Source organism: Nitrospira sp., from assembly GCA_024760545.1.
Taxonomy (GTDB): domain Bacteria; phylum Nitrospirota; class Nitrospiria; order Nitrospirales; family Nitrospiraceae; genus Nitrospira_D.
In genome coordinates this window covers 3,903,280-3,927,300 of record CP060501.1, presented here as the reverse complement: position 1 = coordinate 3,927,300, position 24,021 = coordinate 3,903,280, and the positions used below count along the sequence as shown (strand labels likewise).

General features: G+C 54.6%; 27 protein-coding genes. 11 read left to right on the top strand and 16 right to left on the bottom strand.

Going from position 1 to position 24,021, the window contains the following annotated elements:
* Positions 1 to 3 precede the first annotated feature (3 nt).
* From H8K03_18525 to H8K03_18455, 15 genes are all read right to left on the bottom strand, one after another.
* Positions 4 to 1,794: a cysteine desulfurase gene (locus tag H8K03_18525; protein ID UVT19759.1), complete on the bottom strand. Its 1,791-nt coding sequence runs from the start codon at positions 1,792 to 1,794 to the stop codon at positions 4 to 6.
* A complete protein-coding gene (locus H8K03_18520; GenBank protein ID UVT19758.1) occupies positions 1,775 to 2,734 on the bottom strand; it encodes a hypothetical protein in 960 nt (319 codons plus the stop codon). Before H8K03_18520 ends, H8K03_18525 begins: the two co-directional genes overlap by 20 nt.
* 100 nt (positions 2,735 to 2,834) lie before the next feature.
* On the bottom strand, positions 2,835 to 3,767 hold the full coding sequence (gene cysK, locus H8K03_18515) for a cysteine synthase A (protein ID UVT19757.1): 933 nt from the start codon (positions 3,765 to 3,767) through the stop codon (positions 2,835 to 2,837).
* Positions 3,764 to 3,964 carry a sulfur carrier protein ThiS gene (gene thiS, locus H8K03_18510; protein UVT19756.1) on the bottom strand — a complete coding sequence of 67 codons (201 nt, stop codon included), beginning with the start codon at positions 3,962 to 3,964 and terminating at the stop codon, positions 3,764 to 3,766. Before thiS ends, cysK begins: the two co-directional genes overlap by 4 nt.
* A gap of 29 nt (positions 3,965 to 3,993) precedes the next feature.
* Positions 3,994 to 4,413 carry a hypothetical protein gene (locus tag H8K03_18505; protein ID UVT19755.1) on the bottom strand — a complete coding sequence of 140 codons (420 nt, stop codon included), beginning with the start codon at positions 4,411 to 4,413 and terminating at the stop codon, positions 3,994 to 3,996.
* Positions 4,414 to 4,456: 43 nt separating this feature from the next.
* Positions 4,457 to 5,524, bottom strand: coding sequence for a sulfate ABC transporter ATP-binding protein (locus H8K03_18500; protein ID UVT19754.1), 1,068 nt, complete (start codon positions 5,522 to 5,524; stop codon positions 4,457 to 4,459).
* Between the two features lie 41 nt (positions 5,525 to 5,565).
* Positions 5,566 to 6,441: a sulfate ABC transporter permease subunit CysW gene (gene cysW, locus H8K03_18495; protein ID UVT19753.1), complete on the bottom strand. Its 876-nt coding sequence runs from the start codon at positions 6,439 to 6,441 to the stop codon at positions 5,566 to 5,568.
* 6 nt (positions 6,442 to 6,447) lie between these two features.
* Complete coding sequence (gene cysT / locus H8K03_18490; GenBank protein ID UVT19752.1) at positions 6,448 to 7,284, bottom strand: sulfate ABC transporter permease subunit CysT; 837 nt, start codon at positions 7,282 to 7,284, stop codon at positions 6,448 to 6,450.
* An 83-nt stretch (positions 7,285 to 7,367) separates the two neighbouring features.
* Entirely contained in the window at positions 7,368 to 8,159 is a 792-nt protein-coding gene (locus H8K03_18485) for an amino acid racemase (GenBank protein ID UVT19751.1), read from the bottom strand.
* Entirely contained in the window at positions 8,152 to 8,469 is a 318-nt protein-coding gene (locus H8K03_18480; protein ID UVT19750.1) for a DUF2325 domain-containing protein, read from the bottom strand. Before H8K03_18480 ends, H8K03_18485 begins: the two co-directional genes overlap by 8 nt.
* A gap of 101 nt (positions 8,470 to 8,570) precedes the next feature.
* Positions 8,571 to 9,620 carry a sulfate ABC transporter substrate-binding protein gene (locus tag H8K03_18475; GenBank protein ID UVT19749.1) on the bottom strand — a complete coding sequence of 350 codons (1,050 nt, stop codon included), beginning with the start codon at positions 9,618 to 9,620 and terminating at the stop codon, positions 8,571 to 8,573.
* Positions 9,621 to 9,678: 58 nt separating this feature from the next.
* Entirely contained in the window at positions 9,679 to 10,377 is a 699-nt protein-coding gene (locus tag H8K03_18470) for a hypothetical protein (protein UVT19748.1), read from the bottom strand.
* Positions 10,374 to 11,198, bottom strand: a complete 825-nt coding sequence (modA, locus tag H8K03_18465; GenBank protein UVT19747.1) for a molybdate ABC transporter substrate-binding protein — start codon at positions 11,196 to 11,198, stop codon at positions 10,374 to 10,376. The genes H8K03_18470 and modA (H8K03_18465) overlap by 4 nt, the downstream gene beginning before the upstream one ends.
* A 35-nt stretch (positions 11,199 to 11,233) precedes the next feature.
* On the bottom strand, positions 11,234 to 12,874 hold the full coding sequence (locus H8K03_18460; GenBank protein UVT19746.1) for a hypothetical protein: 1,641 nt from the start codon (positions 12,872 to 12,874) through the stop codon (positions 11,234 to 11,236).
* A 158-nt stretch (positions 12,875 to 13,032) separates the two neighbouring features.
* Positions 13,033 to 13,221, bottom strand: coding sequence for a YezD family protein (locus H8K03_18455; GenBank protein UVT19745.1), 189 nt, complete (start codon positions 13,219 to 13,221; stop codon positions 13,033 to 13,035).
* 299 nt (positions 13,222 to 13,520) lie between these two features.
* Here H8K03_18455 and H8K03_18450 point away from each other — a divergent pair, with 299 nt between their 5' ends.
* The 11 genes from H8K03_18450 to H8K03_18400 all read left to right on the top strand — a co-directional run bounded on the left by H8K03_18450 (position 13,521) and on the right by H8K03_18400 (position 22,622).
* Positions 13,521 to 14,702 carry a helix-turn-helix domain-containing protein gene (locus H8K03_18450; GenBank protein UVT19744.1) on the top strand — a complete coding sequence of 394 codons (1,182 nt, stop codon included), beginning with the start codon at positions 13,521 to 13,523 and terminating at the stop codon, positions 14,700 to 14,702.
* Between the two features lie 64 nt (positions 14,703 to 14,766).
* The gene (locus H8K03_18445) at positions 14,767 to 16,311 is read left to right on the top strand and encodes an alginate export family protein (protein UVT19743.1); all 1,545 of its coding nucleotides are present in this window, start codon (positions 14,767 to 14,769) and stop codon (positions 16,309 to 16,311) included.
* A gap of 12 nt (positions 16,312 to 16,323) precedes the next feature.
* Entirely contained in the window at positions 16,324 to 17,079 is a 756-nt protein-coding gene (modA, locus tag H8K03_18440; GenBank protein UVT19742.1) for a molybdate ABC transporter substrate-binding protein, read from the top strand.
* A gap of 9 nt (positions 17,080 to 17,088) precedes the next feature.
* A complete protein-coding gene (gene modB, locus H8K03_18435; protein ID UVT19741.1) occupies positions 17,089 to 17,763 on the top strand; it encodes a molybdate ABC transporter permease subunit in 675 nt (224 codons plus the stop codon).
* Positions 17,760 to 18,851, top strand: coding sequence for a molybdenum ABC transporter ATP-binding protein (gene modC, locus H8K03_18430; GenBank protein UVT19740.1), 1,092 nt, complete (start codon positions 17,760 to 17,762; stop codon positions 18,849 to 18,851). The genes modB and modC overlap by 4 nt, the downstream gene beginning before the upstream one ends.
* A 33-nt stretch (positions 18,852 to 18,884) precedes the next feature.
* Positions 18,885 to 19,454 (top strand): hypothetical protein, encoded by a 570-nt coding sequence (locus H8K03_18425; GenBank protein ID UVT19739.1) that lies wholly within the window; start codon positions 18,885 to 18,887, stop codon positions 19,452 to 19,454.
* 62 nt (positions 19,455 to 19,516) lie between these two features.
* Positions 19,517 to 19,909: a TOBE domain-containing protein gene (locus H8K03_18420; protein ID UVT19738.1), complete on the top strand. Its 393-nt coding sequence runs from the start codon at positions 19,517 to 19,519 to the stop codon at positions 19,907 to 19,909.
* Between the two features lie 171 nt (positions 19,910 to 20,080).
* Complete coding sequence (locus H8K03_18415; GenBank protein ID UVT19737.1) at positions 20,081 to 20,284, top strand: TOBE domain-containing protein; 204 nt, start codon at positions 20,081 to 20,083, stop codon at positions 20,282 to 20,284.
* Positions 20,285 to 20,811: 527 nt separating this feature from the next.
* Complete coding sequence (lexA, locus tag H8K03_18410) at positions 20,812 to 21,357, top strand: repressor LexA (protein UVT19736.1); 546 nt, start codon at positions 20,812 to 20,814, stop codon at positions 21,355 to 21,357.
* Between the two features lie 20 nt (positions 21,358 to 21,377).
* Complete coding sequence (locus H8K03_18405) at positions 21,378 to 21,626, top strand: hypothetical protein (protein ID UVT19735.1); 249 nt, start codon at positions 21,378 to 21,380, stop codon at positions 21,624 to 21,626.
* 177 nt (positions 21,627 to 21,803) lie between these two features.
* Positions 21,804 to 22,622, top strand: a complete 819-nt coding sequence (locus H8K03_18400; protein ID UVT19734.1) for a hypothetical protein — start codon at positions 21,804 to 21,806, stop codon at positions 22,620 to 22,622.
* A 104-nt stretch (positions 22,623 to 22,726) separates the two neighbouring features.
* Here H8K03_18400 and H8K03_18395 read toward each other — a convergent pair whose 3' ends face one another.
* Positions 22,727 to 23,449, bottom strand: a complete 723-nt coding sequence (locus tag H8K03_18395; GenBank protein ID UVT19733.1) for a carbonic anhydrase — start codon at positions 23,447 to 23,449, stop codon at positions 22,727 to 22,729.
* Positions 23,450 to 24,021: the final 572 nt, after the last annotated feature.

The following is a 24,021-nucleotide window of genomic DNA, read 5'->3' as shown; positions in this document are numbered from 1 at the left end:
GGATCATGTCCTCCGCAATTCATGCAATGCATTGACCAGTACGTCGATTTCATCGTGTGTATTGTAGAAGGCCAGCGACGGGCGCACGGTTCCTTCCAAGCCGAACCGACGTACTGTGGGTTGGGCACAATGGTGTCCCGCTCGCACGGCAATCCCACGATGATCCAAGTGCCTGGCGACCTGCTCGTTGGAAAGCCCGTCCATGACGAACGACAGTACACTGGCCTTGACGGAAGCCGTCCCGATGGGACGGAGCCCGCGAACGGCCGAAAGCGCCTGAGTCGCGTACTCCAGCAACTCGTGCTCATACGCGGCAATGGCAGGCATGCCGATGTGCGTGAGGTAGTCGATCGCCGCGCCAAGGCCCACGACTCCGGCGATATCCGGAGTGCCCGCTTCGAACTTTTGTGGAATTCCTTGATAAGTCGTTTTCTCAAAGGTGACGTCTTTGATCATATTGCCACCCCCTTGATAGGGTGGCATCTTTTCCAACAGAGCGGCTTTGCCGTACAACACTCCGATGCCGGTCGGCCCGAAAACTTTGTGTCCTGAAAACACGAAGAAGTCGCAATCCATGGCCTGCACATTGATCGGGAGATGCGGCGCGGACTGGGCGCCGTCTACTAGGACGGGTACCCCTTGAGCATGGGCCATACCAATGATCGTCTCAACCGGGTTGATCGTACCCAAGGCGTTCGAGACCTGTGTAACTGCCACCAGTTTGGTGCGTGGTCCCAGCAGCGGGGCGAACTGCTCGAGAATCAATTCCCCGGCGTCGTTGATCGGCGCAACTCGAATCTGAGCTCCCGTCTCCTCTGCCAGGATTTTCCAGGGCACAATGTTCGCGTGATGCTCCATTACGGTGAGGAGGATTTCGTCGCCGCGGCCGATATGGGCGCGTCCATAGGTCTGAGCAACTAAGTTGACGGCCTCTGTGGTGCCACGCACAAAGACAATTTCCTTGGTATCGGCCGCGCCGATGAACTGTCGAACTTTTTCACGCCCACCTTCATACACATCCGTTGCGCGTGCCGCCAAGGCATGGGCGGCACGATGGATGTTGGAATTGTCACGGCTGTAGAAGCGCGACGTGGCATCGATGACGCTCCGAGGCTTCTGAGTGGTCGCGGCGTTGTCGAACCAGATGAGCGGGTGACCGTGCACGCGTTGGTGAAGCACAGGGAAATCCCGCCGGATGGCATCCACCTCCAGTCTCGACAATGTGGAACCGGCTGCGGGCTCGCGGGCTATGGAACCGGGGCGTGAACCGCCTTCACGTAGAAAGTAGTATGCCGGAGCCGCGTCGATGGCCTTGGTGTAAACTTCTCGCGCACTGAAGCTGCCGTTGCAACGAGGCTCCCCGAATGGGTACACCTCGTCGGAGTCAGCTTTATGCTCACCGGAGCCGAACGCTTTTTCGGGAGATGACACATCAGGGGATTCTGTCTGCGCGGCATGCACCGGCAGATGGGTCGTCGTGGTAGCCAAAGGATACCCGCCTGCTAAACCGGGATTGTCCGGCTTGTCGGTCGGGAAAGTGGCAAACGAGGTCGGGAATGCCGAGAGTGTTTCGCTGATACCCGGTAATCCTCCCGGTATTCCAGCGAGCGCTGTGGGAATACCCGGCAACACAGGTGGCCCTCCGGGAGTCGGTGACGATGATTGGGGCGTGATGGCGGAATCCCTGTACAACTCATTCGCGAGTCGTGTAATCAACGCCGTGTCGAATGAATCGTCGTCATGACTGATCGGATTGTGCGCGGTAGTCATGGTGTCATCCCTTCGGATAGACATACTCGTGATAGAACTTGATCGAAACATTGTCGAGACGGCCGATCGCGTCCTCCGTCAGCACGGCGGTTGAAAAATACCGTGTAATGAGATGGGAGGCGATGCCGTGATCGTTGGTCCCCATGTAGCGGACAGAGAGACCGGGCTCGAGTTCGCCGGCGACACCAGCTTTTTGTAGGCCAACGACGCCCTGCTGCGGCTCACCCACACGTAACAACAGGATGCTGGTCTTGCCCGCCTTATCAACTTCCAGCTTGTTGCTCGGAATCAGCGGAATGCCACGCCAGGTAATGAACGGAGACCCGAACAGCTGCACGGTGGCAGGCGGTACGCCCCGCCTGGTCGCTTCACGCCCGAAGGCGGCAATCGCTTTGGGATGCGCCAAGAAGAACGCCGGTTTCTTCCAAACCAGAGTCAAGAGTTCATCCAGATCGTCCGGCGTGGGGGTCCCCTTACGGGCATCGATGCGCTGTCCAGGCACCACTTCGTTCAGCAGACCGAATTTCGGGTGATTCAGGAGTTCCCACTCCTCGCGCTCCTTCACCGCCTCAACCGTCAAGCGCACCTGTTCGCGGAGCTGATCGATGCGGTTGCTGTACAAGTCGGTGACGCGTGTATGCGTGTGCACGATGGTCTGGATGGTACTCAAATGATATTCACGCGGATCCAACTCGTAATCGACGAACGTGTTCGGCAGTTGTGGCTCGCCGGTATCGACCGTCAACAGTTCCACTTTCACTTCACCGGATTCGTTCGCCTGTCTCCCTTTGGCTTTGGCCACACGATTGAGGCGGTAGACGCCCCCATCGACATCCACCCAAGGCAGCAGTTTGTGCAGCCAGCGCGGAGTGATCTCCAGCATCTGCGGGACAGTGACCGTGGCGGTTGCGAGATTACGCGCCGCTTGGGCGCTCAAGCTGGTTCGGGTATCGCTTGGACTCATTGGCTTATCCTTTCTAAAATGGACGGGCATGATACCCGCCTGTATGGAGACTTATCGCCTCACGTGATCTGTTCGTCGGCAAATTTGATTCCGATCAGCATCAATGTTCAGCGAAATACTTTCCCATGCTGAGATATCGTTCGCCGGTATCACAAAGTATCGTGACGACCGTTTGATCGCGCCCCAACTCGGCCGCTACGCGCTGGGCTGCAGCCACGTTCGCGCCGGAAGAAATTCCTCCGAACAAACCTTCTTGGCTCGCCAGGATTTTAGAGGTGCGATACGCCTCGTCGTCCGTGATGGCAATTACCCGGTCAAGGATCTTTTGATTCAAGACGTCCGGCACAAATCCCGCACCGATACCCTGAATCTTGTGCGGTCCAGGAGGGCCTCCAGAAAGAACCGGCGAGGCGCTTGGTTCAACGGCAATGATGCGAACCGCTTGGTTCCGCTCCTTGAACACTTCGCCGCAACCCGTGATCGTGCCGCCGGTGCCGACGCCGGCAACGAACGCGTCGATCCGCCCGTCCAACGCATTCCAAATCTCCTCAGCCGTCGTTCTCCGATGGATCGCCGGATTTGCGGGGTTGGAGAATTGATCCGGTTTGAAGTATGACGGGTTACGGCTCACAATGCGGTCGGCTTCTCTAATTGAACCCAACATCCCTTCCCAACCGGCGGTGCACACCAATTCCGCTCCATACGACGATAAGAGACTGGCCCGTTCCAGACTCATGGTTTCCGGCATGACTAGGATCAATTTGTACCCTCGTACCGCTGCGACAAGCGCCAGGCCGATGCCGGTGTTCCCACTGGTTGGCTCGACGATCGTCGCGCCGGGCTTCAGCCGCCCGCTCCGCTCCGCCTCATCGATCATATTGAGGCAAATTCTGTCCTTTACACTCCCGCCGGGGTTCGCATATTCCACCTTCGCATAGATCGTTGCACCGCCTTTGGGCGAAAGCCGATTCAGCCGAACGAGTGGAGTATTCCCGATCAATTCCGTCGCATTGTTATGCCGTCGACCGGTCACCGACCGCCTCCCATGTAAAACAAGAACTCGACACGGTCGCCCTCCTTGAGCGGCGTGCCGGCCAACTGGTCCTGTGCGATCATGACATCGTTCAATTCCACGGCAACCATTTGAGGTTCAATCCGCTTGACATTCAGAAGATCCAAGAGAACCGACGCCTGAATGTCTTCAGGCTTTCCATTAACCGTGATCACCATGCCGAGTGTTCACTCCCGCCTCCGGACCGCTAGATGAACAATGTGGTTTCGGCGCCGGCGGTCAATGTCAGGATAGCCGGCAATCCCATCACCGCATCCACCCGTGTCGTGACCGCTTCTTCTTCCACACCCATGTACTCAAGCCCTGCGCTACAGGCGATCAATCGGAGCTTGCCCACCAGCTTGGCATCTGCAAACATCTCAGAAATCTTTGGAACTTTTTTCTCCCGCAACAAACGTGAGACCTCACCGGACACAGAGGCATACTCCGGAGGAAAATCCACTTCATCGCTTTTCCCTTCCGCAAGTTTCTTGATCGTCCAGAAGAGCAGCACGATGATGACATCCTTCCCCATTGCAGCTGCGGTCATGCCGAGCGTTGCCACCTGGTGGAGTTTGTCATAGGTCGCATTGTGCGCAAACACGACAAAACGAGGTTGCTGTGTCATGGTTTGACCTTCATATATCGACAATCAATCTGGCAGAGCGGAATTAAGCATGAGGCACTTTGAACACCTGCAACTGCTTCGGGTGCACAAAGACGACATCACCTTGCTGTAATTTCAACTCACGATACCGTTCCTTCGTCAACTCGACCGCGATAATTTCAGACGATTCTTTCGACACCAGTTCCACGTGAACTCGCGCGCCGGCCGTAATGAGAAACTGGACGGTCGCCTCGAGTTGTGTCGGTGCCGTCCGAGTCGGGCTGAGCTCAAAATCATGAGGCCGCACGAACGTCACTTCCTTATGATCGGAAGCATCTCCATCGGCCTGCGCCCGTTCACCGGCTTCTCTGTCCAGGAGTCGGTCATGTGCCATGCGCCCGTGAAAGACATTGACATCGCCGAGGAATTGATACACGAAGGGAGTTGCCGGATTTTCATAGACTTCATCCGGCGTACCCACCTGCTCGATATTCCCCTGATGCATCACGACGACACGATGAGCCGCTTCAAGAGCTTCTTCTTGGTCATGGGTTACTAAGATGCTCGTAATATGCAAGTCGTCGTGGAGCCGCCGGAGCCAGCGGCGGAGTTCTTTACGGACCTTCGCATCCAATGCCCCAAAGGGTTCATCCAGCAGAAGGAGCTTCGGTTCCACGGCCAGCGCTCTGGCCAGCGCAACGCGCTGTCGTTGGCCGCCCGACAACTGGCTGGGATACCGATCGGCCATTGCCTGCAGCTGCACAAGCGTGAGCAGTTCATGGACCTTGTCCTGGATGCGGGCTGCGGAAGGCCGTTGTGTCCGAGGCAGTACGCTCAGCCCAAACGCGACATTCTCCGCCACGGTCATATGACGGAACAGCGCGTAATGCTGAAAGACGAATCCCACGCGGCGCTCGGTGATTCGCTGATCGGTCACCTCCGTGCCATGCAGAAAGATGCGTCCCTGGTCCGGACGTTCCAATCCAGCGAGAATTCTCAGCAGCGTCGTCTTGCCGCAACCTGACGGGCCGAGGAGCGCAACAAGTTCTCCCGCCTCAACCTGCAGATTGACGTCGTTCAAGACGGTGAACGTTCCAAACCGTTTCGTGACATGATCGACCCGGATACTCATGATGGACTCCTGGCTAAATAGGCATCTGTGTCCAGTTACCGCTAGGGCATGCGCTGATGCGGTGAGGCTGTTTTCCGCTCGATCAGCGCCTTTGCTGAGAGGGTTACGATCGCCAACAGGGTCAGGAGTGAGGCGACGCCGAACGCCGACGCAGCGTTGTACTCATTGTATAAAATCTCGACGTGCAGCGGCATCGTATTCGTCAGCCCTCGAATATGGCCTGAGACCACCGACACCGCGCCGAACTCACCCATCGCACGCGCATTGCACAAAATCACCCCATAGAGGAGACTCCATTTGATATTCGGGAGCGTCACGCGTGTAAACATTTGCCAGCCCGAGGCCCCCAGCGTGATGGCCGCTTCCTCTTCCTCACGCCCTTGCGATTGCATAAGGGGAATGAGCTCGCGGGCGACAAACGGAACCGTCACAAAAATCGTTGCGAGGACGATACCGGGCAACGCAAAGATGATCTTGATATCATGCTCGGCCAACCACGGACCCAGCCAGCCCTGAGCCCCAAAGAGCAGGACATAGATCAATCCGGAGATCACGGGAGAGACGGCCAACGGCATATCGATCAGGGTAATAAGCGCCTGCTTACCGATGAATTCGAACTTGGCGATAGCCCAAGCCGCCGCCACCCCGAAGACGGCGTTCAGCGGCACAGCCACAGCCGCGACCAGGAGGGTCAAACGAATAGCTGCAAGGGCATCCTCATTGAGAAACGAATCGAAGTAACTGGCGAGTCCATGTTTCAACGCCTCGCTAAAGATGGCGACAATCGGGACGAATAGGAAGAGCGTCAAATAAAGGAACGCGGCGGCAATCAACAGCCTACGGACGAGAGAGCTCTCGGTCGTGAGCGAATCTTTCCACTCCAGATCCTTGTCGGCGGCAGTCGTGACAGAATTCATAGGTTCCTATTGATTCATGTGGCGAGTGCTGCTCCACCACTGAAGGAGGTTGATCGCCAAGGCCAGGACAAACGATGCCACAAGCATCACCACGCCCAGCGCAGTGGCTCCCGAATAATTGTACTGTTCCAATTTGGTCATGATCAGCAGCGGGGTGATCTCCGATTTGAGCGGCATATTGCCCGCAATGAAAATGACCGATCCATACTCCCCGACGGCGCGCGCAAACGCCATCGCGATCCCGGTCAGGAGCGCAGGCCAAAGCTCGGGCACGATGACGGCTCGAAATGTTTGCCATCGATTGGCCCCCAACGTGGTGGCGGCCTCTTCGACTTCCTTGTCCAAGTCCTGCAGCACCGGCTGAACGGTACGGACGACGAACGGCAATCCGATGAACGTCAGCGCAACAAGCACACCCAACGGAGTGAAAGCGACCTTGATGCCCAACGGTTCCAGATACCGGCCGATCCATCCGTTTGACGCATAGATCGCCGTCAGCGTAATGCCGGCGACTGCGGTCGGCAGGGCAAAGGGTAGATCGACGAGCGCATCGACGAGAGACCGGCCTGGGAAACGGTACCTGACCAACACCCACGCGATGATCGACCCGAACAATCCGTTGATGAGCGCGCCGACCAGCGAAGCCCCGAACGTCAGCTGATAGGAGGCAATGGCCCGTGGATTGGTGACGATCTCCCAAAACTGCTCCCAGGACAACGTGCTGGTCTTCACGAAGAGTCCGCTGAGAGGGATCAACACGATGAGGCTGAAATAAAAGACGGTGAACCCCAATGTCAGACCGAATCCTGGGAGCACGCTGGGCTGTTTCAACGTCAGGCGCATAAGGTGTTTGTCCGTATCAATTCGTGGAAATTCCGTGTATACGAAAACCTATTCGTCTCATCACCGAAGCCTTCATCGCCATGTCAGTTTTGGTCCGCACACAACACTCTGTCGGTGAAACTCGCCCCACATCGACGACCCGTCTCACGCTCTTCTCCCGGGTGCCATTCCCTCTGGACCCCGTAACGCAGCGCGGCTCGCGCCAGCAAGCGTGTTGAATCCAGCATCGGAAGAATTGATTGTTCTTCAGAGAGGAATAAAGGCAATTCCGTGCATCCGAGAATGACCGCCTCGACTCCCTCATCAGCCATCTCCGAGATCACCTTCTGCAAAAAAAGGCGAGAGTCGCTTGTAAACCGGCCTGCAATCAGTTCGCTCCGAATCATATGCTGAATTCGAACCCTGTCGGCCCCCGCTGGAATCACCGTCTCGACATCTCGCTGCTTCAGTGCATGCGAATAGATCGACCCTTCCATGACGATCTGCGTTCCGAGAATTCCGACTCGTCGCCAACCGTGCTGTATGATTTCTTCCAGAACCGGCTTGGCGATGTGCAGCCACGGGAGCGGTGATTCAACCAAGTCAATAGCCTGGTGCAACGTGTTGTTCGGACAAATAAAGAAATCGGCGCCGACCCGGGCCAGTTTCGAGGCCGAGTGAGACATGAGAGCAGCCACCCCTCTCCAGTCGTTCCGATCGATTGCGTTGAGATATAGATGAAGCGGGGACGAATGGAGCGTGATCTCCGGATGCACATATCGGCGCCCCATGACATGCTCCGCTTCCAGACAGATGGTTCGGTAACAGAGGGCCGCCCCCTCAGCCGTTCCGGCAACAATCCCGATGTGCGGAATTCTTGGAGTGAGGTTACCCATTGACAGAAAGCTCCCGATATCGACGAGAATCAAAACAAACAGATTCCGAGCGCGCATCGACATCCATCTGTCGGCCTCGCTTCAAAAAATACACAGGCAACCCGCGTCGCGACGCTTCACCGCGCACTTTTCTCGCCAATGTGTGACTCACCCGGTCCAACACCACGACGACTGCCTCAGTGGCTTTCGGGATTGATCGCACCAGATCACGATGCTTGCGCCCCGTCCAATGCTCCACACGACTTTTTCTGCCACCCGAGCGCTTCCGGAACACTTCGGCGGAATCACCGCCGACCAGAAGGATGTTCATGGTATCTCCTGACCGTTTGCTGTTCGACGACCACCTTCTCATCGTGCAAGGAGCACCGCCAGCTCCCTGCCGCCTCCGCCAGAAACTTCACGCTCAGCGAACTATTTCAGTTTGTAGATCTCATCGAAGACCCCACCGTCTGCAAAGTGTGTCTGCTGTGCCTTTTGCCACCCTCCGAATACGTCATCAATCGTAAATAAACTCACCTTGGAGAACTGATTTGCATACTTGGCCAACGCCGCCTCCGAACGGGGGCGGTAAAAGTGCTTGGCTGCGATCTCCTGCCCTTCATCTGAATAGAGATACTGCAGGTAGGCCTGCGCCTGTGTTTCGGTGCCCTTTTTCTTCGCCACCGAATCGACGAGCGATACGGTCGGCTCCGCGAGGATGCTGACCGATGGGGTCACAATCTCGAATTTCCCTGCGCCGAATTCCTTGAGCGCCAAATATGCCTCGTTTTCCCATCCGACCAACACGTCCCCGATTCCGCGCTCAACGAATGTCGTGGTTGCACCCCGCGCACCGGAATCAAGCACCGGCACATTCGCGTAAAACTTTCCGATAAACTCCTTGGCCTTCGTTTCACTATTGTCATACTTTTTTAGTGCATAACCCCACGCGGACAGATAGGCCCAACGCGCGGCCCCCGACGTTTTCGGATTCGCAGGAATGACCGCCACTCCGGGTTTCACGAGGTCGTCCCAATCACGAATGGCTTTGGGATTTCCCTTCCGCACCAGGAAGACAATAGTCGAGGTATAGGGTGAACTGTTGTGTGGCAACCGTGTCTGCCAATTTGCCGGCAACAGGCGAGCTTTGGCGATGGCATCCACGTCATAGGCCAAGGCCAACGTCACCACGTCGGCATCCAGGCCGTCGATCACGGCCCGCGCTTGCTTGCTGGACCCAGCATGCGATTGTTTGACGACGACCGGTTGGCCTTTTTCCTTCTGCCAATACTTTGCAAAGGCCGCATTGAATTCCTGGTACAGCTCCCGCGTCGGATCATAGGACACATTCAAGATGACCACGGACTCGGCAGCCTGAAGCGATGAACTCAGCACAAACAATCCAGACAACACTGCCATTATAGATATGGAAGCTAACCGTTTTATCTGCACAACATACTCCTTTCTCTTCTCAGTCTTCATGACCCAATCGCCTCCATGACAGCAATCCCGTTCAGACCGGTCGAACCGTACTGTTCGTTCACGAGCGGGGACTTTTTGTGAGAGCGTCAAGTGCATCGCGATATCGAATGTGCAGTTCCTCTCGCTGGTCGATCGTGAACAACCTCCATCCTGAATGGACCGTGTGCAAATACTCTTCCGGCTCAAATGTCGCGTGAAAGGCAGGAGCCTGTTCGGGCACATTCGGCATCTGACGGTCGTACTTGCTGATGTCAGGCCCGGGACTATGGCGGTCATGGGCCTCGGTCAAGGCGAGATATAGCAGATTGCCTTGAATGGACAACCAACCGGTCGTCGTTTCCTCTTCTCCGTACTCAGTCACCTGACCGAGGTGAAAATAGACACGCTGATCGGGTGAGGCCAGCTCCAAGGCTCTGGAAATTGCCGGTGCGAGCACCGCTACCTCTTCATTGCGAAAGGCCCTTGTTCGCTCGGCTTCTCCGGAAAGGAGTCGATGGACAATGTTGCGTTGTTTCCAAATGCGCACCCCTCGCAACAACGAACCGACCTCGCTTGAAGTTAATGCCGTTGGATGGGTGTTCACGTGAGGAGCAGGATCTTTTTCCAAATACACACGATTGAGTCCAGATTGATAAATGCTCATCTCTGGCGCAACTGAAGTCCCTGCGCAACCAGTCACGATGCCGATGCTTAGAACGAGAAGTGTGCGGGCAAACCATGAGCTCTTATGATTGTCGCTGCTTGTCCATTCCCTCATGGCTTGACCTCCTCGCGCTGTGTGAGGTTGATATCTGAAACGACCGACTCAAAACCGTATTGCTTGAATTCTCCCTGCGCCTTTTCGCTCTGTAGGAACGAAACGAAGTCGCGGGCTCCCGAAATGTTGCGTGCTGTCCAAGGTGAGACGACTCCGTATGCGATCGGTCTATGACTGTCGGATGGCGCCGAATCGATGATGCGCACTCGCTTCGATCCGATGGCATCGGTTCGATGTACCACACCCAACTCCGCCTCTCCCCTTGAGACAAGATCCAGCACGGCTCGAGAATGTTCTCCGTAGATGAATTGAGATTTCAGACGGGACTCGAGATTTCGATCTCTCAAGAACTGGATGGTGTCTTTGCCGACGGCTGACGTCGAGGGATCTCCGATAGCGATATGCCTCACCGGTTTGGTTTCAAGATCTTGAATGGAGTCGAGCTGCGCCGGGAACGCGCTGTTGGTGATCAACACAAGGGCCGTGCGAGCGTAGACATGTTTGGTGCCTTTAAGGATAAGCTCCTTGCTCTCCAGCTGATCGATGTCCTCGATGAGCGCAGGAAGAAAGACATCCACTGGTGCCCCTTCCTCGATTTGCTTGGTGAGTGTCTTGGGTTGTGCATAAATGACCCGTACGGCGATGTCTCGGTTTTGCGCTTCGAAAAGAGGCAATATCTTCCGAAGCACGTCTTTCAGGTTATTAGCCGCCGCGATGGTGAGGACCTCGGATTGTGCATACGCGGGTGTAGCCACTGATTCGGTAAACGCGACGATACTGACGAAGAACAGTGCGCGAGCAAGAAGAGGCGCGAATGTCATGACAATCTCCTTATGTCTGTGCTGTTTCATCTGCGTTAGAAATAGAACTGATATTGGACATTGAACCGGTTTTCGACGAGATCCCGACCAAATCCCGGAAGATTTTCGAAGGGAAATCGATCCGGCGCTCGTCCACCGCTGCCCATCGTAATATTCGAGTAATCGAGAATAATGCGATTATTGTACGTGCCGTCGAAGCTATAGCTGATGGCAACGCCCAGTTCTTTGGTCAAATCCTGTTTCTGTCTAATCGAAGGATCCAGGATGCCGTATCGGACTGCGACTTCGAGCTTGCGTGGGATCACATACTTCCCCACTTGCACATACCAGCCCCATGCATCGCCAAGTGACACCGGCGGCCCAACGGCGAGGGGACTGGTGGGGATTGTTCCCAAGTCGAACGGTCTGGTTCCAGCATCGCTATTCCGTACATCTTGAATGCGATAGAACCCTTCCGCTTGAAGCGACCAGCCCTTGTATTTGAGGATATAATCCAGGTTAAACGTGTGAAAGTCGTAAATGCCGCCACCGAGTAGCCTCCCATTGTAGGCCTGGGTAACTCGCTGACGAAACGTCCGCTCGACGATGTCGGATCGGATCGAGCTCAGGTAGTTTTGAGCCGGATCATACGCATAGGCGAACGCAATGGCTGTTTGTGGGGTACGTGAATTGAGAATATCTCCCTGTCCGTACCCTGGATTGCCAGCGATCTTATAAAGCAACCTGACCGTATACATCATCTCGCCGGTCAAAAAACGAGTATCGTAGTTGTATGTTCTGGTCGTTCCAGCATTTGGTGCGCCCGGAGTTCCGGTTTGGGGCAACACATTCTGACTGACCGCCGTACCCTCTCGCGTGAGATTTGCTCCAACCCCTCCCCAAATACCGATGGCATAGTTAAACTTATACTTCTCTTCATCACTCATAATGGTGATACCCACGTCCCGACTGCTCTGGAGGTTCGCCGCAAAGACCCTCTGCACCACCATGTTATCTGCAAAAGTCGTCGTGGCATTGGAAGTGATCAGCGCACGATTGAACCAGACTCGTTGCTGACCGACTTGAACAGTGGCCCAAGGGATGTGCCATGACGAAATATAGGCATCAAGCAGGTTGAGTCGCCCGCTCCCCCCTTCTTGGTCAAAGGCCGGTTGGGTCGCGGCCAAAGAAAAATTGTACCGAAGGTCAGGATCGAAGGCATGCCCCATGAATTGAAGCTGCACATTGGAAACTGAAAATTTATTCGAATCGCTCGCATACCGATATGCCCGATACTCGACTTGCCCGCCGAGAATCTCCGGATTTCTCGAGTCACCGATGGTCCCCCAGGCTTCATTGTAATTGCTGTGGGTATAGCGAACCTGTGTAAGAAGCCGCAGTTTGAGCAGAAATTTTTCACCGACGCGGAAGTTCAAGCCATTGTTGACATCGACGTTAAAGTTCGGCTTGGTGAGCCGTTCTCTGGTTTCGATGACCTTCAGGCCTTTGCTGTACTCTTCTTCCGAAATCAGTCCTTTCAAGTAGAGATACTTCAAGCCTGGATCTTCGCCCGAGTAGTATTCCCACTTGCCGTCCTTCCTCACGAATTGACCTTCTTCCACGGCCAAAGTCGGTGAAACACGTGTAAGCGAAATCGCCATGATCACAAGCAAAAGAATGGAACCGGAAATTCTCATGTCGCATTCCTCCCTGACATGTGAACTTCCGGTGGTCCGGTCAGTTCTTAGTTAAATGAATTAATAGCAACTCTGGCACTTCCAGTCGTCTGGACTACCTACCTGATCATCTGAATACTCCTAGGTACAACGGCTCTTTTTGTACTGTCATCAGCGCGTCATCGAATCGAGCGTGAAAGTGTGCCGTCGAATCGTGTCTTTTCTTTTCGTTCGATCTGGACCACTTTTGAGTCATGAACGATGATTTCGACAGATCCGAACCGAATCCCCTTCAGGGCAAGCAGGATTGCTTGCTCGACCGCCGAATCTAAGCTTGGATTCGTTACCTCTTGATCTGCTTTAAACATGTTTTTGACTCTACTTTCTCGATCGCCACGTCAATCTTTACATTACCGATCGTGATTAACGATGCATCTTATATCTAAACTAGAGTTTCTTTGTCAACATAATAAATAATAAAGTGAAAATTTCTAATCCTTGTAATACAATCAACTTGTTAGGAGATATTTATATTCTTAAATGATTGTTTCACATGCTCTCGATTACCAATATTCCCTGCCAGGCGATTTACTCATTTTTTAGCTATACAAAAAGATTGAGTAAATTATAATTGACATATGACAATTATGATTGCTATACAGCCGCCATGAAAATTCAGACCAAACAACAGGAAAACGCCGTTCAGTTTTCCAATCACCTCAAATCTGTCCGAACGAAGAACGGGTTCTCCCAAGGTGAACTCGCCAGGCGAGCAGGCATGACGCGGCAGGCTGTCTCTTCGATTGAATCAAATCTGTATTTGCCGACCACGGCCGTTGCGCTCCGGTTGGCCTCTGTTTTGACATGCCGCGTAGAGGATCTATTCGCTCTTATCCCAGCTGAAGACATAATCGAAGGTGAGTTGATCGGTCAGCGCGTAGAAAAAGAGCCGACTATCTCGCCCATTCGGGTCAAGGTTTCCACTATAGGAAGACGGATGATCGTGCGTCCTGTCGCCGACTTGGGCGGGCAACTTTCCTTTGCAATTCCTGCCGATGGATATATCACCCACACACATCTCAAGCCCTCCGGCTCAACCGTTCGAGTAAAACTCTCACGCGACCGGGAAGCGATCCAACAGGAAATCTCCGTAGCCGGATGCGACCCGGCAATTTTTTTGGCCGGCGAATATTTGCGGCGACACAAGGATCAGACGACGGTCATCGGTTGGCCGATGGGCAGTATGGCGGCACTGCGGGCATTGCAGCGTGGCGAGGTCCATGTTGCCGGATTGCACTTATTTGATCCAGCCACCGGCGAATCGAATATGCCGTTCCTTCGGCGACACCTCAAAGGATCGGCCTATGAGGTCGTCACTTTTGCGACGTGGGAAGAGGGCTTCTTAGTTCGAAAAGGGAATCCATTGTCCATCCGGACTGCTGCTGATCTTGGCCAACCGACGGTCACCTTGATCAATCGGGAGGAAGGCTCCGGGGCGAGGCTGTTGCTTGATCAACGATTGCGGGCTTCCGGAGTAGAGCCGACACACGTTCAAGGATACGACCGAGTCGTATCCTCTCATTTTGAAGTAGCTCGAGCCGTCAATGGGCGCCAGGCCGACGTTGGGCTTGGCATTCGCTCGGCGGCACAACTTTTTGAACTCGACTTCGTTCCACTCCAAGCCGCGCGCTACGATCTGGTCGTACCCAAGCTCTACTTAAAATCTCATCCGACCCTAGCCCACTTGTTTGAAACCATCGTGAGCAAAGCTTTTCGAAATGAGGTCGAAGCCTTGGGAGGATACGACACGAGCGACACGGGGAAAGTCCATGTCCTGAGGGCCGTTTAAGTACTTTCTCGCCAAGGGTTACGACACACATTCACATCAACCGCCGGAACAAAGAGGAGAATCAATGTCGAAGAAATCGTTGTGGTGGGCCTTGCTCAGTGTGTCGCTCCTGCTTGTGGGAGCAAGCACAACGAACGCCGTCGAGTATGGAGAATTGGTCCAGAAAGATGGGCAATGGGTATTTAAGAATACCGAAGATCCGGTCTTTAAGTACATGCGTGACACAGGCCGGATCTCGAATGAGCGATATTTTCAAATTTCGGAACAGACCGGCAAAAACTGGATTGAGCCGGCCGATGCAATCCTCAATCGCCGGAGGGATATCGAATGGAACCGCTACCTGAAAACCGCGCTGCACCTGCCCGACTGGATCGATCTGGGGCTCGAAAACCGGACCAGATTTGAGTCGTATGACCACCCATGGAGGGCTGCCCAAAAAATTGGAAACGGAGCGACAGACTTCCAAATTCCCATGCGGTCGCGGCTTCGTGTGGGCTTGGGCGGCAATGGGCCGCTGCGATTTCTCTTCGAGGGACAGGACTCGCGGTCGTTTGATAATGGAAAGCCCGGCGATTTCCGAGACCTCACGATGATCAATGAATTCGATGTGCTTCAGCTCTTTGGAGCCGTGAAATTGGACAATGTCCTGAGCACCGGGTTGCGGACCGATCTTCTCTTTGGACGCTTTACCCTGGACCTGGGCAACCGGCGCCTGGTCGCGCGCAACGACTTCCGCAATACCACCAATGCCTTCGATGGGTTTCTTTGGCAACTTAGTCAGCCCAATGCCTGGCGGCTCAAGGCCTTCGTCACAGAGACGGTCCAGCGAGACGATGTGAGCCTCGATACCGAGAACAATAAGTCGCTCTTTTGGGGGGCCTATTTTGAGAGCCAGCAGTTCCGCTGGTTTAACCTGGACGCCTATTACCTGGGCCTGAATGATCGGCGGGTCGCGACGGTGACTAGCCATCGCACCTATAACACGTTTGGCGGTCGCCTCTTTAAAGAGGCTAAACCGGGAGAAGTGGATTATGAAATCGAGACCGCCTGGCAGATCGGCCACCGGGGCGTGACCAAACACTTCGCCCATTTTCAGCACTTAGATATCGGCTATATGTTCAATCTGCCTTGGACACCCCGGCTGCTCTTTCACTTCGACTACGTCAGCGGCGATCACAAGCCGGGCGATAGTCAAGACGAAGGGTTCGATACGTTATTTGGCGCACGCAACTTTGAATACATGATCACCAGTATGTGGGGGCCATTTTACCGAACTAACCTCATTACGCCGGGGTGGCGGCTGATCCTCGCCCCCTCCCCCAGCTGGATTCTGGAAGTCAAACATCGCGTCTGGTATCTCGCCCAGAACAAGGATGTCTTCGGGAGTTCTGGGTTGCGGGACCCCACCGGCAACTCCGGTGGTTCGCTCGGACATGACATGCAACTACGCGCACGGTGGGCGGTCAATAAGAACCTGGACTTTGATGTCGGCTATATCCATTGGTTCAAGGGCTCCTATTTCGACAGCCCCGCCATCCTGGCTCAAATGCCGACCGGCGGGAACAAGGATAGTGATTACTTTTACGCGCAGATGCGAGTCAGGATCTAGAAAGGATTGACCATGAAACAGAGGTTTCTAGCATGGTATGTGTGTGTCATCGCGAGTGCGGCGGTGACACCGGCTTTCGCCGAGCAGGTCTTGGTGGCCGTCGCCGCCAATTTTGTTCCGCCATTTCGTGAAATAGCGATTGAATTCGAAACCGCAACCGGTCACAACCTCCGGGTGGCCGCCGGTTCCTCCGGAAACTTCTATTCGCAAATCAAGAACGGGGCGCCGTTCGATGTGTTCTTCTCTGCCGATATGGAACGTCCAAAGCTGTTGGAAGACGAGGGGTTGGGGGTCAAGGGTTCCCGTTTGACGTATGCCATAGGCCGCCTCGTGCTGTGGAGTCCGAATGCCGACCTGGTGAAAGGAGAGGAAACGTTACGCTCAAAAAATTTCAAGCGCCTCGCCATCGCGAATCCCAAGACCGCGCCTTACGGCCTGGCGGCGATGCAGACCATGCAAAAGTTGGATCTCTGGGAGGGTCTACAACCCCAAATTGTCATGGGAGAAAATATCGGCCAGACCATGGGATTCATCGAGTCGGGCAATGTTCAATTGGGTTTTGTGGCGTTATCACAGGTCCTCGATCCGAAAATCAAGGGTCAAGGTAGTCGATGGGACGTCCCTACCAATCTGCATGAACCGATCAAACAAGACGTGATCTTGCTGACGAAGGGAAAAGACAACCCGGCGGCCAAAGCGCTCATGGAGTTCATGGGTGGCCCGCAGGCAAAGGCGATCATCGAACACTATGGTTATGAGTTGAAGTAGAACGTGCATATGGGAGCTTTGACAGATCTGGATCTGAGCGCGCTGTGGGTCAGCGTCCGACTGGCCACGATGACAGTGATCGTTCTGCTGATCGTAGGCACGCCCCTCGCTTGGTGGCTGGCACATACACGATCCCGGTTGAGACCTATCATAGAAGCTGTGGTCGCGCTCCCGATCGTGCTTCCGCCCACCGTCCTGGGATTCTACATTCTCGTCGCACTAGGTCCTTACGGGCCGCTCGGCCGGTTTGCAGATCTCTCCCTCGCCTTCACCTTCATCGGTCTGGTGATCGCCTCAGTGTTTTATTCAATGCCATTCATCATTCAGCCGTTGCAAAGCGCATTTGAAGCGGTCGGCAAGGCACCCATGGAAGCGGCCTGGTCACTCCGTGCTTCAAAGTGGGATGCGTTTCTAACGGTTATCTCCCCGATCGCACTGCGAGGCTATATCAGTGCAATTGTGCTGGGGTTTGCACATACGATGGGAGAATTTGGAGTGGTGCTTATGGTCGGTGGATCCATTCCGGGGCAAACACGTGTCCTATCCACAACCATCTTCGAGCATGTCGAAGTCGGGGAATACGCTCAGGCGCACGCCGTCTCAGCCTTCATGCTGATCTTTTCGTTTCTGGTGCTGTTGGCGGTCTATATCACAAACCGACGATTTCCCATCCATGTGTCATGAGCCGTCTGCTGGCACGCTTTGATGTACGATTTCCGGCCTTTCATTTGGACGTTGATGTGGATGTCCCAATGTCGGGCATTACTGCCATCTTCGGACCGTCCGGATCAGGAAAGACCACTCTCTTGAGGTGTCTGGCCGGGCTCGAACGGGCTCCGAACGGCGTCATGCGGTTCGGCGACGATGTCTGGCAGGATGAAACAAAAGATCTGTGCCTACCGCTCCATAAACGACCGGTCGGGTATGTCTTCCAAGAACCCCGCTTGTTCCCCCATTACAACGTACGCGCGAATCTGCTGTACGGGTACAAGCGTATCTCTTCAGAAGAACGCCGCATTACGATCGAGCAAGTCGTCGACATTCTGGGAATCGGCCATCTTCTTGAACGCCGCATTCACAAACTATCCGGCGGGGAGCAACAGCGAGTGGCGATCGGCCGTGCGCTGCTGACAAGTCCCAAACTGCTCCTTCTGGATGAGCCACTTGCCTCGCTGGATATTCAACGCAAGCAAGAGCTCCTTCCCTTCATCCGTCGTCTGCATGAGGAACTCCGTATCCCGGTGATGTACGTCAGCCATGCGATCGCTGAAATCCTTCAACTGGCAGACCGTGTCGTTCTTTTGAAAGAGGGGAAGGTCATCGCGTCCGGCGCGCTTAATGAGGTGTTCACTTCTTTGCAATTCCGGGGACATTTCGGAGCGCATCGAATCGGCGCCATCTTGGAGGCTCGTGTCGCTGTTCATGAAGCGCAGTACGGCCTCACTCAACTGGAATTCAACGGCCAGCGCCTCTTTGTGCCGCTTCAGTCGGTCACCGTTGGACAGGTCGTGCGCGTCCACATCCTTTCCAGCGATGTCAGCCTCGTCTTGGAGAAGACCATCGCGCCGACCAGTGTGTTGAATATTCTGGAGGCCACGATTGTCGAGATCCGGGAGATGGACCAGGCCTCGGTCGACGTGCTGTTGGACATCGGAGTTCCACTCGTAGCCAGCATCACTCGAAAATCGCTCGTCACGCTGGGATTGAAACCTAGACAACGGGTATTCGCCCATATCAAGACCGTGGCGTTGAATGAAGAGTTGATGGCCTAGTGCATGGCATCATTTACGATCGGAGGTCCGGTCATGAATCATGACACCATCTCTGGCGGGAGGGTTCCTGATCATCCAGAGGGCAACATGCTCCTCGCCGATTCCATGGTCACCCTTGTGAAAGGAATCGTTCATTCCCAGTACGTGGGTCTTCTTCACCCCACAGTACGCATCCGTGCGGGACGCCGAGTCGACATGCGCATCAGGCTGGCACTCGGCGATGACCATTGCTTTTTCCCCGGACAGCCCGTCATCGCCAAGATTCCGGCTGAGGCCGTTCGGCTTGAGGCGGGTTTATTTCGTCGGAGTAGACAGCGACTGAACCGCTGGTACGGTCGCATTGTGCTGATAAAGCCGCTCAAGGAAGGGCAAACCGTCACAGCAAAAATTCATGGCGAAAGCTGGGCTCTGGCCAGCACGATCCCGGTCTTGGGATCCACGAGTTCAGCTCGAACATGGGATCCAGTCAGTATCATCGTCGATCCCCGCAGAATCCAGCTATTTCCCAGTCAGCGAGTGGCTGCTCTGGAGCCCGAGGCGTTGGTATACGGACGAATGTGGATGCAGGGCTGCAGTGCCAAAGATACGTCGATGCCACTTTAGTGGAAGACCCTGTCTAGGCTAAACAGACTCCAGGGTAGTCGATTCAATGATAGGAACCATCGATGGCGAAAAGAATGATGGGTGACGTGCTAACCGCCAAGGAAGCGGCACGATATGTTCGGCTGACATTGCCGACATTCTATCGATATATCTGGGAGGGCAAAATTGAGGCCCCGAAGATTGGGGGACGCTATCGGTTTACAAAATCGTTGCTGGACCGGTGGCTTGGCAAAAAGCCATCCGGCGCTGATGATGTCAGTGGACGAAATAAGCTCGTCGGCAGGGTGACTGGAATCAAGCGGGACGCGATTATGGCACAGATCGACGTCGACATTGGTTCCCACAAGATCACCGCCGTGATCACTCGTGATGCGCTGGACGAACTCGGGCTTCGCATCGGAGACACCGCCATTGCTTTGGTCAAAGCGACCGAGGTCATGATCGTGAAAAACTAAACCGATCAATTCGAACCACCTCGTCCCGACTGTCTTGACTTACAAAAACCAATCGATCCCGCACAGACTAGCGAAAAATTCTTACCGAACGTACATCCGTTTCTCACGAGAGACTGATACGGTATGGGGAGGAGCTACGGTGATTCTTTACTTATCAAAGGAGGACAGATCATGAAACTTAGCGCGCGCAATCAGTTCCAAGGCACCGTCAGTCGCATCACAGAAGGACAAGCAATGGCCGAAGTAACGGTTAAGGTCGGCACACTCGAGTTTGTTGCGGCCATCACGGAAGGCTCCGTCAAGAATATGGGGTTGAAGGTGAATGACTCAGTGTTGGTCGCCATCAAAGCCACAGAAGTGATGATCGGAAAGTAACGGCTCGTTACTTATCGCGTCGCGATAGAGATCAGGATAACGCTCAGCTTACCCGCTCGTTGAGGCGGGTAAGCGGCGTTTGTGTGTGTTGCCATCGCTGCCGATTTCTTCTTCAGCTTCTCATCACGCAATCTTCCTTGATTCAACTGACGGTCACCACATTTAGCTCGCACACTTATTCCTTTTCACTTTCTCGAGGGATTCCACTCTCCCCAATTTCTGTGGATAAGTCTGTGAACAAGTGCCTTCGCGATGCCTGAATCAGCCGAATGCGTGGGGAGAGACCCTTTTGCCTATTTTTTAATCATTGATTGAAAATGGAAATGGGCCACTACATCTAGTGGTCTTCGGCGGACGCGGAAAGAAAAGCTCTAAAAGTCGGTTAATTCTATGTTTCGAAATTGTTAGAGAGTTCGTAACGTTGAAATTTTCCCCAAGTCCAGAAGTTATACACAGCAGCCCTCGTGAATATCCCGAAATATCCTCCCTTGACAGGGAGGAATAGGCATGTTACCAATGGTTACACCATGAGAGCACAAGACCTCAAACGCCTTCGAGAAGAACTAGGCCTCACGCAGCAGCAACTTGCTGATGCATTGCACACCACACGGGTATCCGTCGCGCGGTATGAAGCCGGGATGCGGAAGATTCCCGGTGTCGTGTCAGTTGTGCTGGATCAATTACGACAGAAGACGGCGATTCCGATGGCTGGTCTAGTTGCAGCCGGTTTCCCCATCGACCCGGTGCCGCAATCGGAACTCGTGGACGTGCCGCCCAGTATGTTGCGAGGCGGTGAGACCTTCGCGTTAAAGGTGAAAGGCGAGTCCATGAAAGATGACGGGATTTTACCCGGCGATCTGGTGGTCGTGCGCAAACAGAGCACGGCTAAAAACGGGCAAACCGTCGTCGCCTTGGTGAATCGCGAGGCCACGATCAAGACGTATTTTAAGAAGGACTCGCGTATTGAACTTCACCCGGCCAATGAAACAATGCAGCCGATCATCGTCCGGCCATCGGATGAGTTTCACATCGAAGGGATTGTCATCGGCGTCATTCGCCATTGTACCGTCTAGACAACTCAAAGGAGGGAGCGATGGACATGATCGAACAAACAGTCATCACGAAAGACCGGTTGATGAATTTGGAGAGGACTGTGGCCGCGTTGGATACCCGACTGCGAACGATTCAGTGGGGACTGCAGCCACCTCATACCGGCTCACTGATTGGGCGTTTTCGGAGCATGATGAGATCCAGACAGGGAAACGAGTTTATGTCGGCAGTCTGCAATCAACGTGTGCGTTCGAATACGAAGGTGGTGCCTCATGATAGTCCAAGAGCATAGATCATCATCGGTGACGACAGGCCCCTGTTCTGATTGTGGCCTGGTCGTCGAGCAGCGGGTGGAATCAATTGATAGTCTGACCCACTCCACGGTTCAGCTGTGCGCCTCCTGCTGGAATGCGTACCGGCAGCGACAAGTCTTTTCCGGTGGGTGCTGCGGATAGGAGAACACCTCGGCATGAGCGGCGCAGAAGCAACAAAAAATAGCGCGATACGGTTGCCGGCTACTGGCGTGGGGCATCTCCGTGACAGGCGCGCTTCACGGCCAAAATCTGTGAGAGAAGCAGCGAGAGATCAGGGCAGCCATGCGATTGTACTGAATCCATCCGATCGACTAACGGTGTTATATGGTCATCCGGTCGCCTCAAGAATCGCCTCACAGGTTCTCGTCGATCATGCCCTATCCGGGCGTCCAATCGTGTACCTGGATGGAGTCCACACATTCGATGCGCTGCTTATCGGGAAATTGGCTCGCGGCCGACGGCAGCAGACTCGGAAAGCCCTTGCGATGATCCATGTGGCGCGTGCCTTCAGCGCGCGGCAATTGGAACGCCTGATGTCCCAGTGTTTGGCCGGCGCCTTAGAGCGCTATCAAACCAACACGGCGGTGATCTCCGGCCTGCTTGAAACTCTGTCTGTAAACGGCTTGACGGACAACGAGGCCGACCGGCTGGCGGACCGGATGATCGAATCGGTGCGCCACTTGACGCGGCAGGGAGTTTCACTGCTCTGCCCCTGCCCTTCCATTCCAAGGCCGATGACTCCGGCTCATCGGCTGTTTACCGCATTGCGTGTGATGAGCCACCGTTGCATCCGTGTACATGAAGCGCAGGGGAAAATCATAACGGAAGAACTCTCGTTTGACCCCATGCCCGCTTATGCAGAGCATTTTGAGGGCCTCGGCGCAGACCACCTCTCCCCTTCCAATCCGACTGCCAGTGCCCTAGCGTTCGGCCATGCCCCCATAGCTCAGTTGGATGGAGCAGCGGTTTCCTAAACAAGACGAGGGCTTCTCCAGCGGCACACGATGTCGAACATGGGAGCGTTCCATCCCGTTCGGGATATGGCCAAGTCGCGTCAGTCACTTTGTGCGCCGGGCAGTCACCTCATCGAAACTTTGCCGGTGGCAAGATCGTACACCGCAGCTTCTACTCTGAGGTTTCCGGCTTTGATCGCATCCCGGATCACAGGAGAAGACATGCGCAGCAACTCTGCCTGAATCCGCGCATTGGCTTCAATTGCCGCATCGATGTTGCCGCCGGACCGTGCCACTCCCGGCTGAAGGTGTTGATACAGAGCGCTGATTTGCCCGGGTACCGCTGTAGTTTTCATCGCCGCCTTGACCGCTCCGCATCCACTATGACCGAGGACCAGCAGCACTTTGATCCCAAGGACGGCAACTCCATATTCGAGTCCGGCAATCACCTCTGGCGTGACCATATTTCCAGCCACTCGAGTGACAAATAGTCGGCCGATCGTTTGATCGAACACGAGTTCCACAGGCACACGAGAATCGGCGCAGGCAAGGATCCCGGCGAATGGCTCTTGTTTGTCGACCGTATGCTCTCTCAGAATGGCGAGGTCGTGTTCGAGCGAGGTCAGTTGATTCGCGACTGTGCGCTGATTCCCTACAAGCAATTTCTCCAGAGCTTCGTCCGGACTCAAACTGCTTTGGGCATAGCTTCTTCGAGGAAAAACCAGCTCGCTTCCCGCCTGAGTGGCAATGCCTACCACCACGCCTGACACGATCGTTTGCAGAACCTGCCTCCTGCTGACCACCGAGTCACTCGACGTACGATCTTCCATGTGCCATGCCCTCCTCATCCCTCACGGTTGGGAACCTGCGCCCTGACCGGCATTCACCCGGTTTCTTTGGCGTTGCTGATCCGCTGATCAGCGGCGGTACGAAACCATGGTCATGAGGGCCAAGTCAATCACGGCGAATGGCGGCATGCATCTCGGTAGGCTAGCCATACAGAGAAGGCTATCTATGGGAACAGGAGGCTGAAACCGGAATGGAGGGTACGATCGGGGTTGACAGGGAGTCGCAAACCATTGAAACTACAGTCACGCCCCCGTAGCTCAGTTGGATAGAGCAGCGGTTTCCTAAGCCCTTCCGACCTTCCCTCACATCTCCTTGTCAGAACAGTGAAAACCATCTGTAGGAGCGGCGTTTGGCTTTTTTTCGACTCAGTTCTGGTCAGCCCAATTCAGGGGAATTTGGGCCAGTTGTGCTGTGAAGAGAACACGCCGGGAACACGTAGGGTTTATGCTTATGTGCTTGGAGTGAAGAATGAGCTAGGGCTAATCTACGCCACTTTTCGCCTCTGTTTGGTCTTCCTACTAATCGACGGCGTGATCGCAGGCTCGACAACCGTTAACCATCTTCCTCTCCC

Bases quoted from the DNA above. Each gene is read 5' to 3' on its own strand.
- thiS (UVT19756.1), bottom strand. From the start codon at position 3,964: ATGGTGATCACGGTTAATGGAAAGCCTGAAGACATTCAGGCGTCGGTT.
- H8K03_18525 (UVT19759.1), bottom strand. From the start codon at position 1,794: ATGTCTATCCGAAGGGATGACACCATGACTACCGCGCACAATCCGATC.
- modB (UVT19741.1), top strand. From the start codon at position 17,089: ATGGGAGCTTTGACAGATCTGGATCTGAGCGCGCTGTGGGTCAGCGTC.
- lexA (UVT19736.1), top strand. From the start codon at position 20,812: ATGAGAGCACAAGACCTCAAACGCCTTCGAGAAGAACTAGGCCTCACG.
- H8K03_18400 (UVT19734.1), top strand. From the start codon at position 21,804: ATGAGCGGCGCAGAAGCAACAAAAAATAGCGCGATACGGTTGCCGGCT.
- H8K03_18470 (UVT19748.1), bottom strand. From the start codon at position 10,377: ATGAGGGAATGGACAAGCAGCGACAATCATAAGAGCTCATGGTTTGCC.
- H8K03_18505 (UVT19755.1), bottom strand. From the start codon at position 4,413: ATGACACAGCAACCTCGTTTTGTCGTGTTTGCGCACAATGCGACCTAT.
- modC (UVT19740.1), top strand. From the start codon at position 17,760: ATGAGCCGTCTGCTGGCACGCTTTGATGTACGATTTCCGGCCTTTCAT.
- H8K03_18450 (UVT19744.1), top strand. From the start codon at position 13,521: ATGAAAATTCAGACCAAACAACAGGAAAACGCCGTTCAGTTTTCCAAT.
- H8K03_18415 (UVT19737.1), top strand. From the start codon at position 20,081: ATGAAACTTAGCGCGCGCAATCAGTTCCAAGGCACCGTCAGTCGCATC.
- cysT (UVT19752.1), bottom strand. From the start codon at position 7,284: ATGCGCCTGACGTTGAAACAGCCCAGCGTGCTCCCAGGATTCGGTCTG.
- H8K03_18500 (UVT19754.1), bottom strand. From the start codon at position 5,524: ATGAGTATCCGGGTCGATCATGTCACGAAACGGTTTGGAACGTTCACC.
- modA (UVT19747.1), bottom strand. From the start codon at position 11,198: ATGACATTCGCGCCTCTTCTTGCTCGCGCACTGTTCTTCGTCAGTATC.
- H8K03_18395 (UVT19733.1), bottom strand. From the start codon at position 23,449: ATGAGGAGGGCATGGCACATGGAAGATCGTACGTCGAGTGACTCGGTG.
- H8K03_18460 (UVT19746.1), bottom strand. From the start codon at position 12,874: ATGAGAATTTCCGGTTCCATTCTTTTGCTTGTGATCATGGCGATTTCG.
- H8K03_18445 (UVT19743.1), top strand. From the start codon at position 14,767: ATGTCGAAGAAATCGTTGTGGTGGGCCTTGCTCAGTGTGTCGCTCCTG.
- H8K03_18425 (UVT19739.1), top strand. From the start codon at position 18,885: ATGAATCATGACACCATCTCTGGCGGGAGGGTTCCTGATCATCCAGAG.
- H8K03_18455 (UVT19745.1), bottom strand. From the start codon at position 13,221: ATGTTTAAAGCAGATCAAGAGGTAACGAATCCAAGCTTAGATTCGGCG.
- H8K03_18485 (UVT19751.1), bottom strand. From the start codon at position 8,159: ATGGGTAACCTCACTCCAAGAATTCCGCACATCGGGATTGTTGCCGGA.
- H8K03_18405 (UVT19735.1), top strand. From the start codon at position 21,378: ATGGACATGATCGAACAAACAGTCATCACGAAAGACCGGTTGATGAAT.
- cysW (UVT19753.1), bottom strand. From the start codon at position 6,441: ATGAATTCTGTCACGACTGCCGCCGACAAGGATCTGGAGTGGAAAGAT.
- H8K03_18480 (UVT19750.1), bottom strand. From the start codon at position 8,469: ATGAACATCCTTCTGGTCGGCGGTGATTCCGCCGAAGTGTTCCGGAAG.
- H8K03_18420 (UVT19738.1), top strand. From the start codon at position 19,517: ATGGCGAAAAGAATGATGGGTGACGTGCTAACCGCCAAGGAAGCGGCA.
- H8K03_18520 (UVT19758.1), bottom strand. From the start codon at position 2,734: ATGAGTCCAAGCGATACCCGAACCAGCTTGAGCGCCCAAGCGGCGCGT.
- H8K03_18475 (UVT19749.1), bottom strand. From the start codon at position 9,620: ATGAAGACTGAGAAGAGAAAGGAGTATGTTGTGCAGATAAAACGGTTA.
- modA (UVT19742.1), top strand. From the start codon at position 16,324: ATGAAACAGAGGTTTCTAGCATGGTATGTGTGTGTCATCGCGAGTGCG.